Annotated in this window: 7 protein-coding genes; 2 read left to right on the top strand and 5 right to left on the bottom strand. The window is 73.3% G+C overall.

What is annotated here, in order from left to right:
* The first annotated feature begins 1,100 nt into the window (after window positions 1-1,100).
* Together ACIBSV_RS16565 and ACIBSV_RS16560 are read left to right on the top strand one after the other, a co-directional pair.
* Window positions 1,101-2,228: a sensor histidine kinase gene (locus ACIBSV_RS16565; protein ID WP_395863451.1), complete on the top strand. Its 1,128-nt coding sequence runs from the start codon at window positions 1,101-1,103 to the stop codon at window positions 2,226-2,228.
* Window positions 2,225-2,950, top strand: coding sequence for a response regulator (locus ACIBSV_RS16560; protein ID WP_395863449.1), 726 nt, complete (start codon window positions 2,225-2,227; stop codon window positions 2,948-2,950). Before ACIBSV_RS16565 ends, ACIBSV_RS16560 begins: the two co-directional genes overlap by 4 nt.
* A gap of 104 nt (window positions 2,951-3,054) precedes the next feature.
* Here ACIBSV_RS16560 and ACIBSV_RS16555 read toward each other — a convergent pair whose 3' ends face one another.
* Genes ACIBSV_RS16555 through ACIBSV_RS16535 form a run of 5 tightly spaced genes read right to left on the bottom strand, consistent with a single transcriptional unit; the run spans window position 3,055 to window position 8,643 of the window.
* A complete protein-coding gene (locus ACIBSV_RS16555; RefSeq protein ID WP_395863447.1) occupies window positions 3,055-4,350 on the bottom strand; it encodes a DUF58 domain-containing protein in 1,296 nt (431 codons plus the stop codon).
* A 6-nt stretch (window positions 4,351-4,356) separates the two neighbouring features.
* Window positions 4,357-5,325, bottom strand: coding sequence for an AAA family ATPase (locus tag ACIBSV_RS16550; RefSeq protein WP_395863446.1), 969 nt, complete (start codon window positions 5,323-5,325; stop codon window positions 4,357-4,359).
* Window positions 5,322-6,464 (bottom strand): DUF4350 domain-containing protein, encoded by a 1,143-nt coding sequence (locus ACIBSV_RS16545; protein ID WP_395863444.1) that lies wholly within the window; start codon window positions 6,462-6,464, stop codon window positions 5,322-5,324. The genes ACIBSV_RS16550 and ACIBSV_RS16545 overlap by 4 nt, the downstream gene beginning before the upstream one ends.
* On the bottom strand, window positions 6,461-7,126 hold the full coding sequence (locus ACIBSV_RS16540; RefSeq protein WP_395863442.1) for a DUF4129 domain-containing protein: 666 nt from the start codon (window positions 7,124-7,126) through the stop codon (window positions 6,461-6,463). The genes ACIBSV_RS16545 and ACIBSV_RS16540 overlap by 4 nt, the downstream gene beginning before the upstream one ends.
* Window positions 7,123-8,643 (bottom strand): hypothetical protein, encoded by a 1,521-nt coding sequence (locus tag ACIBSV_RS16535; RefSeq protein WP_395863440.1) that lies wholly within the window; start codon window positions 8,641-8,643, stop codon window positions 7,123-7,125. The genes ACIBSV_RS16540 and ACIBSV_RS16535 overlap by 4 nt, the downstream gene beginning before the upstream one ends.
* Between the last annotated feature and the right edge of the window lie 354 nt (window positions 8,644-8,997).

Raw genomic sequence — 8,997 nt, 5'->3', positions numbered from 1 at the left:
GACTCCAGACGCGAGCCATCGCTGCTGACCTGGGGTTTTGCATCGTGGGCAGGGCGAAAGCGGGTGTCGAGGGCGGGTTCGCGTCTCGCGGAGGCAAAGACCCGCACCCGAGGCCGCACACTTACGCACCCACTACACGCCGAAGCGCCCTGGCCCACCGCACACGGCACCCCGAAGAACCCGACGGCACCGCCCCCGCCCGAAAACGGGACCCCTGGGCACCCGGGCGGCGAGAAAGCCTCCTACGGAAAGCCGGAGCCCCACCTCCCCGAGACGCAAACCCGCCCACGACACCCGCTCTCGCCCTCCCACGACGCAAAACCCCAGGTCAGTAGGGGCCCTTGCGCCCGAGGCCGTCTCGGGATCCGGGTGGTGACCTCCCAAACGCACCGAAGGTGCGCCACCCGGGCCCGGCCTCCTTCGGAAACGCCCGCCGAAGTACCTCACGGCACCGCCCCCGCCCGAAAACCCCACCCACCCGGAAACGTCACTTCGGCATACGCAACCCGACCCCCTCCCCCCGCCACCGCCCCTGGATGCTTTTTCTCCCGACCAACACCCACATCTCGCCGGAAGGACCGGGCCTCCATCGGGCCATCGGACGATCGGCAGATGTGATCGGAGTGGGGTCTCTGCTTTTTGGTAGAGGCGCGTGGAAAGTGGGCGCGTCTACGCTCTCTGGTGATCATGGCGATGGATGGGGGAGACACGCCGATGGGCACTGCTGCCGATGGAGGGTTCCGAGTCGAGGTCGGCGCTGAAGTCCGCACCGGAGGCCATGTCGCCGTCAGTGGGATTCGGGGTGGGATATGACGCTCGGGAACAGGACCGGGACCAGGATCGACAGGCTCGGGATGTCCGGCGGTCGTGCTTTGGCGGTTGTCTGTGTGGTTGCCGTCGTTGGTGTCGGGCTCGGGATTGGTTTTGGGCAGAGTTCCTTTGCGGTGGTGCCGACCGTGGCCGGCGGTGCGGTGGCGCTGTGGGCCGTGTTGTGTCGGCCGCGGCCGGGGGCGTGGCTTTCGTATGTGTGTGTCGGGCTGGGTGGGCTCTGTTTGATCTCCCTCCTGGGGCAGGTGTGGTCCTCGTCGACAGAGTCGGGCATGTGGGGGCTCGCCCGGGTGGCCGTACTGCTGGTTCTGGTCGGGGTGTGTGCGCGTTGGGAGCCGCGGCGATCCGCAGGGGGAGCGATCGGGGCGATGGGGGCGGCGGTCGCGCTGTGGTCGCTGCCGTTGGCGGAATGGCGGGGTGGCCCCCTGGAGGCGTTCGGCGCGGCGGTGTTCTGGGGGCTTCCGGTGGTCGGGGCGGTGGTCTTGGGCGGGTATCCGCGACTGGTCGAGCGGCGGCGGGTGGCCGCGGTCGCGTCGGCTCGCCGTGAGCAGCAGCTCGACATCGCCCGGGACTTGCACGACTACGTCGCGCACGACGTCAGTGGCATCGTCGCGCAGGCCCAGGCGGCCCGCTTCGTCGGTGCGTCGGACCCCGCTCAGGCGCTGGTCGCCCTCGAGCGGATCGAGCGGGCCGGGTTGGCGGCGTTGGCGTCGATGGACCGGATGGTCACCACCCTGCATGTCGGCGATTCGGATCGGGCGGCATCTCGGGCGGCCTTGCCCGGTATCGATCGGTTGCCGGAGTTGATCGCCGACTTCACCACCTCGGTCGGTACTCGTGCGGCCCTGACCATCGCTCCCGAACTCATGACCGTCGCCGGCGCCGTTACCACCGCCGACCCGACCTCGGACATCCCGGTGACCGCTGTGTCCCGTGAGACGTCGGCCGCCGTCCACCGGGTGGTGGTCGAGGCACTGACCAATGTCCGCCGACACGCGCCGAACGCGGTCGGCGTGGACGTCGCGGTCACCGCGACGTCCCGATTCGGCCGTCCGGCCGTGGCGGTACTCGTAGTGGACGACAACGACAACGACACCACGGGCGCCACGGGCGCCGCCGGCGCCGTCGCCGACGACCTCGGGCGCCGTCGCACGGGAGGCGGCGGGCGCGGGCTCGCCGGGCTGCGTGAGCGGGTGCGCGAGGCGGGTGGCGAGTTCCATGCCGGACCGCTCGAACACGGCTGGCGCGTCCACGCGATCCTGCCCGCCGACCGCGCCGACCGCGCCGACCGCGCCGACCGCGCCGACCGCGCCGACCGCGCTCCACACTCTGTCGACCCGCCCCAACCCGGGCCCACGGCCGGAACCGCTCGCTCGACCCAGGAAACGAGGAACCCGTGACCACGCGCATCCTGATCGCCGACGACCAGGACGACATTCGCAGCGGGTTTCGGCTCGTGCTGGATTCGCAGCCGGACATGACCGTGGTCGGTGAGGCGGCCGACGGTGTCGCGGCCGTCGAGGCGGCGGCACGGTTGCGTCCGGACGTCGTGCTGGCGGATATTCGCATGCCTCGGCTCGACGGGCTCGAACTCACCCGGCGGCTCGCCGGCCCGGACGTGGCCACGCCCACGCGGGTGATCGTGGTGACCACCTTCGAACTCGACGAGTACGTGCACACCGCGCTGCGCAACGGGGCCTGTGGGTTCCTGCTCAAGCGGTCCGGGCCCACGCTGTTGATCGAGGCGGTCCGGGCGGCGATGGCGGGTGACACGTTGATCAGCCCGCAAGTCACCGTCCGCCTGCTTGATCGGCTGTCGGCGAACCCGCACCCGAACCCGCACCCGCACTCGAACTCGACGTCCGCTGCGGCCTCGACCTCGGCCGCGAGTCCCACCCCGGCCGGGCACCCGGTCCCCGATCCGCTCACCATCCGGGAGCACGAGATCGTTCGGCTGATCGCCCGGGGGCACACCAACGCCGAGATCGGCGCCGAGTTGTACATCACCGCCGGCACCGCCAAGACGCACATCGCGAACATCCAGGCGAAGTTGCGGGTGCGCAATCGGGTCGCGATCGCGGCGTGGGCGTGGGCGAACGGGCATGTCACCCCGGGTGGTTGAACACCCCTACTCGCTCCGTCCGACGTCCCGCAGGGCAGGGCGGTCCGCGTCCGCCGGCGGAATCGACTGGAGCTGGAAGCGGCCGGGGGTACTCGTTCTTCGAGCTACAGCCGTCCGGCCAGCTTCAAGGCCAGGTACATGTCCGTGAGCGCCGAGGCCAGTTCACCGGGTGGAGCGTCCACGACGGTGATCCGTTTGCGGCGCAACTCGGCTGCGGTAGAGCGGCGTTCGGCCAGTTCGCGCTCGGCGGCGGCCGCTTCGTAGACCGCCGTGGCGTCGCCTCGCCGGCCGGCCATGGCGGTGATCGCCGGGTCGGCGACCGCCGCCACGATCACCTCGTGACGGGCGGCCAGGCCGGGCAGCACCGGAAGGATTCCCTCCTGGACCGCCTCTCGTTCCAGGCCGGTGAGCAGCACGATCAGTGAGCGGCGCGGGGAGCGGCGGAGGACCTCGGCGACCAGACCTCGGGCGTCCGGTTCGATCAACTCCGGTTCCAGGGTGGCCATTGCCTGGACGAAGGCGGGGAGTATCCCGTTTCGGGGTGCCCGGCGGACCTCGGCGCGAACGCGGCGGTCGTAGGCGAGCAGGTCGACCCGGTCGCCCGCGTGATTGGCGACCGCCGTCAGCAGCAGGCTCGCGTCCATCGCGGCGTCCAGGCGCGGGATGTCGCCGATCCGGCCGGCCGAACTGCGGCCGGTGTCCAGCACGATCAGGATGTGCCGGTCGCGTTCGGGGCGCCAGGTGCGTACCACGACGCCCTGGTTGCGGGCGGAGGCGCGCCAGTCGATCGACTTCGCGTCGTCGCCGGGGACGTACTCGCGCAGTGTGTCGAACTCGGTGCCCGCGCCGCGGGTGAGCAGGGCCGAGCGACCGTCGAGTTCGCGCAGGCGGTCCAGCTTGGAGGGCAGCAGCCGGCGGCTGGGGAAGCCGGGCAACACGCGCAGTCGCCACGGCACCTGGTGTGAGCCCTGGCGGGCGGCCAGGCCCAGCGGGCCGATCGAGCGGACGGTGACCCGGTAGGCGTTGCGGTCGCCGCGGCGGGTGGGGGTCATCGTGGTGGTGAGCCGGCGGCGTTCGCCGGCGGGGATGTCCAGGTCGTGCCGCTGTGTGGCGGTGCCGGTGCTCGGCGGCCACGCGTCGCGCAGTCGGCCGCGCAGGGGGCGGGTGCCGGGGTTGGTGACGGTCAGCGTGACCTCGGCGCGTTCGCCGAGGCGGACCGCGGTGTCGCCGCCTCGTTCGAAGGCCAGGCCGCGGACGCCGGCGGCGAGCAGCAGGTCGGCGAGGATGCCGAGCAGCAGCGCGCCCTCGACCACCGCCAGACCGACCAGGGACGGCAGGAGCAGGCCGACCACCAGGATGCCCAGTGTTGCGGCCAGGACGGCACGACCGGTCAGGGCCATCGGCGGTTAACGCGGGACCGGCGTGTGGGCCAGGACGGCGTCGATCGCCACGTCGGGCGTGACGCCTTCCATCTCGGCCTCGGAACGCAGTCGGACGCGGTGTCGCAGGGCCGGGCGGGCCAGTGCCTTGACGTCGTCGGGGGTGACGTAGTCGCGGCCGGCCAGCCAGGCCCACGCGCGGGCCGCGGCGAGCAGCGCGGTGGCGCCGCGTGGGGAGACGCCCATGGCCAGGGACGGGGAGGTCCGGGTGGCCCGGCACAGGTCCACGACGTAGGCCAGGATGTTCGGGTCGACGCGCAGCGCGCTCACCGCCCGGCGACCGGCGGCCAGGTCCGCGGCGCCCGCGACCGGGCGTACGCCGGCCGCTTCCAGGTCGCGTGGGTCGAAGCCCTCGGCGTGCCGGCGCAGCACCACGATCTCGTCGTCGCGTTCGGGCAGCGGCAGCGTGAGCTTGAGCAGGAAGCGGTCCAACTGGGCTTCGGGCAGCGGGTAGGTGCCCTCGTACTCGATCGGGTTCTGCGTTGCCGCGACCATGAACGGGTCGGGCAGCGGTCGGGTGGTGCCGTCGACCGAGACCTGGCGCTCCTCCATGGCTTCCAGCAGCGCGGCCTGGGTCTTGGGCGGCGTGCGGTTGATCTCGTCGGCGAGCAGCAGGTTGGTGAACACCGGGCCCTCGCGGAAGGAGAACGCGCCGGTGCGCGCGTCGTAGACCATCGATCCGGTGACGTCGCCCGGCATCAGGTCCGGGGTGAACTGCACGCGGGTGGTGGTCAGCTCCAGGCTGCGGGCGAGGGCGCGCACCATCAGGGTCTTGGCGACGCCGGGGACGCCTTCCAGGAGCACGTGGCCACGGCACAGGAGGGCGATCACCAGTCCGGTGACGGCGGCGTCCTGGCCGACCACGGCCTTGCCGATCTCGCCGCGCAGGGCTTCGAGGGCGTCGCGCGCCTCGCGGGTCTGCTCGGGTGCGCTCACGTCGTGCGTACCTGCCTTATCAGCGCGTCGAGTTCGTCGGACAGGGTGACGAGGGCCTCGTCGCTCTCCGGGTTCGCACCGTACAACAGGGCGTGCAGGTGCGCGGACGTGTGGTCGGTGCGGGCGGTGATCGAGGCGATCAGGGCGGCTTCGCCGGCGTTGCCGCCCAGGGCGCGCGCGAGCTGTTCGCGGGCGGCGGCGCGCAGCAGTTCGGCGGCGGTGTCGCGGGCTCGGCCGCGCTGGTACAGCCGGGCGCGGCCCTCCACGGTCTCGGCGGCGCGCACCACGACCGGGAGTGGTTCGGCCACCACGGGGCCGAGTCGGCGGGCCCGCCACAGGGCCAGCAGGACGGCGGCGACGGCCAGTTGGGCGGCGCCCCAGCGCCAGCCGGAGGGGAGCAGGTCCCACAGCGAGTCTTCGGCGGGCGGGAGTTCGCCGGAGCCGGGCAGGTACCAGACCAGGCGCGGGTGGGCGCCGAGCAGGTTGAGCGCGAGGGCGGCGTTGCCGCGGTCGTCGAGCCGGTCGTTGACCAGCGGGCTGCCGGAGCCGAGCACGACCGTGTCGTGGCCGGTGCCGATCGGGGCGAGCACGAGCGTCGGTCGGCCCGCGTCCGGGTAGCAGCCGGTGGCGCCGGGGAGCAGCGAGGTGTCGTAGCGGCCGCCGCCGATGTCCGCGTCGCCCGCGCGCTCGGCGGCGGGCAGTGCGCAGCCCGGTTGCAGGGTGTGGCGGCCGGCGTCGCGGGCGGTGTGCACGCCGGGCGCCAGGATCGCGAGCGCGTCCTCGCCGGGGCGGACCAGGACGGTGCGGGCCGGCGCGGCGGCGGCGAGGGTGCGCAGGCTCTCTTCGGTGAGCAGGTTGGGGAAGGGCAGCAGGAGGGTGGTGTCCGGGCCGACCGAGCGGGCCGCCTCGTCGGCGGAGCGGACCGTGCTCACCTGGACGCCTTCGGCCCCGAGCAGCCGGGCCAGGGCCTTGCTGCCCTGGCCGCCGGTGGAGCGGGGGTCCAGGCGGCCCTCGTGTCGGTCGCCCTGGAGCAGTACGAGCGCGGAGACCACGATCAGGACCAGGGCGACCAGGGTCAGGGGGAGGCGCATGCGCCGCCACAGCTGTTCGGTGGTGGGGCTGAGCGCGGTGTCGCTCATCGGGGCACCCGCTCGTCGGTGTGCGGGCGGGCGGCGGCGCAGCGGGCGTCGAGTTCGCGCAGGGTGCGGTCCAGCTCCCGGTCGGCGGTACGGCCGCCGTAGTGCACGTCGTCGAAGGTCGCCGCGGCGGTGCGCAGGTCCGCCGCGGCGTCGGGCAGCGCTCGGCCCGCCTCGGCGGCCGCCTCGTCGGCGGTGCGGCCGGCGCGTACGTCGAGCACGGCGCGTTCCTCCAGGGCGCGCACGATGGCGCGGAAGCGTTCGCGGACCGCCTCGTCCCAGCGGCCCTCGGCGGCGTGCCCGTCGGCGGCGGCGCGGTGTCGGGCGGCCGACATCGGCCCCTGGTCGCCGTAGAGCGGCAGGCCCGCGCGGCGGCGAGCCGCGCGCAGCGGGCCCAGGCGGATCCGCAGCAGCACGATCGCGGCGATCAGCACGAGCAGGATCACCACCAGGCCGATGCCGCCGCCGGGGCTGTTGGCGCCGGCCCGGGAGAGCAGGTCGCCCAGGTGGTCGAAGAACCAGTCCAGGGCGCGGCTGAGCAGGCTGGGGTCGTCGCGGTGGTATTCGCTGCGGGAGAGCTCGTCCCGGGCGGCATCCCGCGCGTCGTCGCGCGGGATGTCCACCGGTTCCCAGTCCCGGGCCGGGATCGGCATGTGGCGGGTCACGCCGGCGTGGGTCCCGAGGTCGTGTCGCTGCCGGGCTCGTCGAGGACGCCGGCCGCGCGGGCGAGGTCGAGGTCCAGTGCCTCGCGGCGGATGCGCTGGTCGATGTAGAGCAGCGCGGTGGCGCCGGCGGCGAAGGGGAACAGCAGTGCGGAGGAGATCACCGCGCCGACGCCGGTGATCAGCAGGTCGAGGAAGGAGGGTTCGGGAATGTCGGAGGCGTCCGAGGCGGTGATCGCCGAGAAGCCGTCGGAGGCGAGCAGGAACGGTGTCTGGATGATGCCGCCGACGATCGCCATGATCAGCGCGATCAGCAGCATGATCCCGCACACGCGCCACCACGAGCCGGTGACCAGCTTGCGCGAGCGTTCCAGGGACTTGCGGACCGACTGCTTCTCCAGCATCAGCGTGGGGCCGGCCAGGGCGAGGCAGACGTAGAGGTAGATCGCCGCGACGATGCCGCCGATCATGCCGGGGAGCAGCAGCAGGGCGCCGAGGCCGTCGGCGCCGACGGCCAGCAGGACCAGGCCGGGCAGCAGGGCCACCAGCAGGGCGCCGACCGGGATGAGCCAACTGGCGAAGGTGACCCCGAGCAGCCGCGGGAACAGCGGGCGGACCGCCGCCCAGGCCTGGCCGGCGGACATGGTCTTGGCGATCACGGCGCGGCTGACCACGACGGTGAGCATGGCGGTGGCGGCGATCTGGCCGAGGGTGGAGACCACGATCGGCACGAGCACCAGTGCGGCGGTGTCGCGCAGGTAGTGCCGGATCTCCTCGCCGGTGGGGTCGTCGCCGAGGTCGCTGGGCGAGAACTCGCGGTTGAGCAGCCACGTGATGGGGACTTCGAGGCACTGGGTGAGCAGGGCGACCACGACGGCGATGCCGATCATGACCTTCCAGTGCGAGCGCATGGCGGCGAAGGCGCCGTCGAGGATCTCGCCGACGCTCAGCGGGCGCAGCGGGATCACGCCGGGCTTGGCGGCCTGGACGTAGGGGCCGTTCCAGCCGGGAGGCGCGCCCCACAGGGGCTGCTGGTTGCCGCCCCAGCGCGGGTCCGGGCCGGGTCCCTGCGGGCCGGGGCCCTGCTGCGGGGGTCCCCAGCCGTTGCCCGGGCCCTGTTGGGGCGGGCCCCAGCCGGCGGCGGGGGGCTGGACGGGTGCCCAGCCGGGTGCCGGGGCCTGCGGGCCGGGCTGCGGGGGCCGGTCCTCGGCGGGCGGCTTGTCCAAGGATGTCGGCGCGTTCGCGGCGGCGGGCGTGTCCGAGGACGCGGGCTTGTCCAGGGACGTGGGTCGGTCCGCGGGCACGGGCTCGCCGGTGGTTTCCTCGGCGGCCTCCTCGGCGGCCTCGTCCGGGGACGAGCCTGCGGCCGGGGGCGTGGCGGGAGGCGTGACCGGGGGTGTGGCCGGGGTTTGCGAGGCAGGCGCGGGTGCGGTCTGGTCGGGTGACGTGGCGTCGTCCGACGGGCGTTCTCCGTCCGGCCCCGGGGCGTCCGGGGTGGGCGGGCCGGGCGAGTCCGTCATGCGTTTGCGCTCCTCGTCCTGATCGGGTGGTGACTCATCGTGGCATGCCGGCGCGGGGCTCGGATGAACGGGCGGTCACGGGATGCGGTTCCCCGTACGGGCGCACCGATCGCGTGGACAACGTGGAGGGCTCCGCACGCGTTCCGGGGCCGGCCGGCGCGACGTCGACGGGTGGTCGCGGCGGTCGTACTCGTGGCTGAAATGTCCGTTGCGTGAGTCGGCGGGCCGGCGTACGTCTCGGTACTCGACCGGTATTCGCGGTGATTCCACCTTCTCGATCATGTCGATTGCCCCGAAAAAGGGGGATTTGCCGTGCGTGGACGCGGCCGGAATCGGTCGGATGAGTGCAGGTCA

The sequence above is a fragment of the Embleya sp. NPDC050154 genome, from assembly GCF_044460165.1.
Classification (GTDB): Bacteria; Actinomycetota; Actinomycetes; order Streptomycetales; family Streptomycetaceae; genus Embleya.
This window is presented reverse-complemented; position numbering and strand designations above follow the sequence as displayed.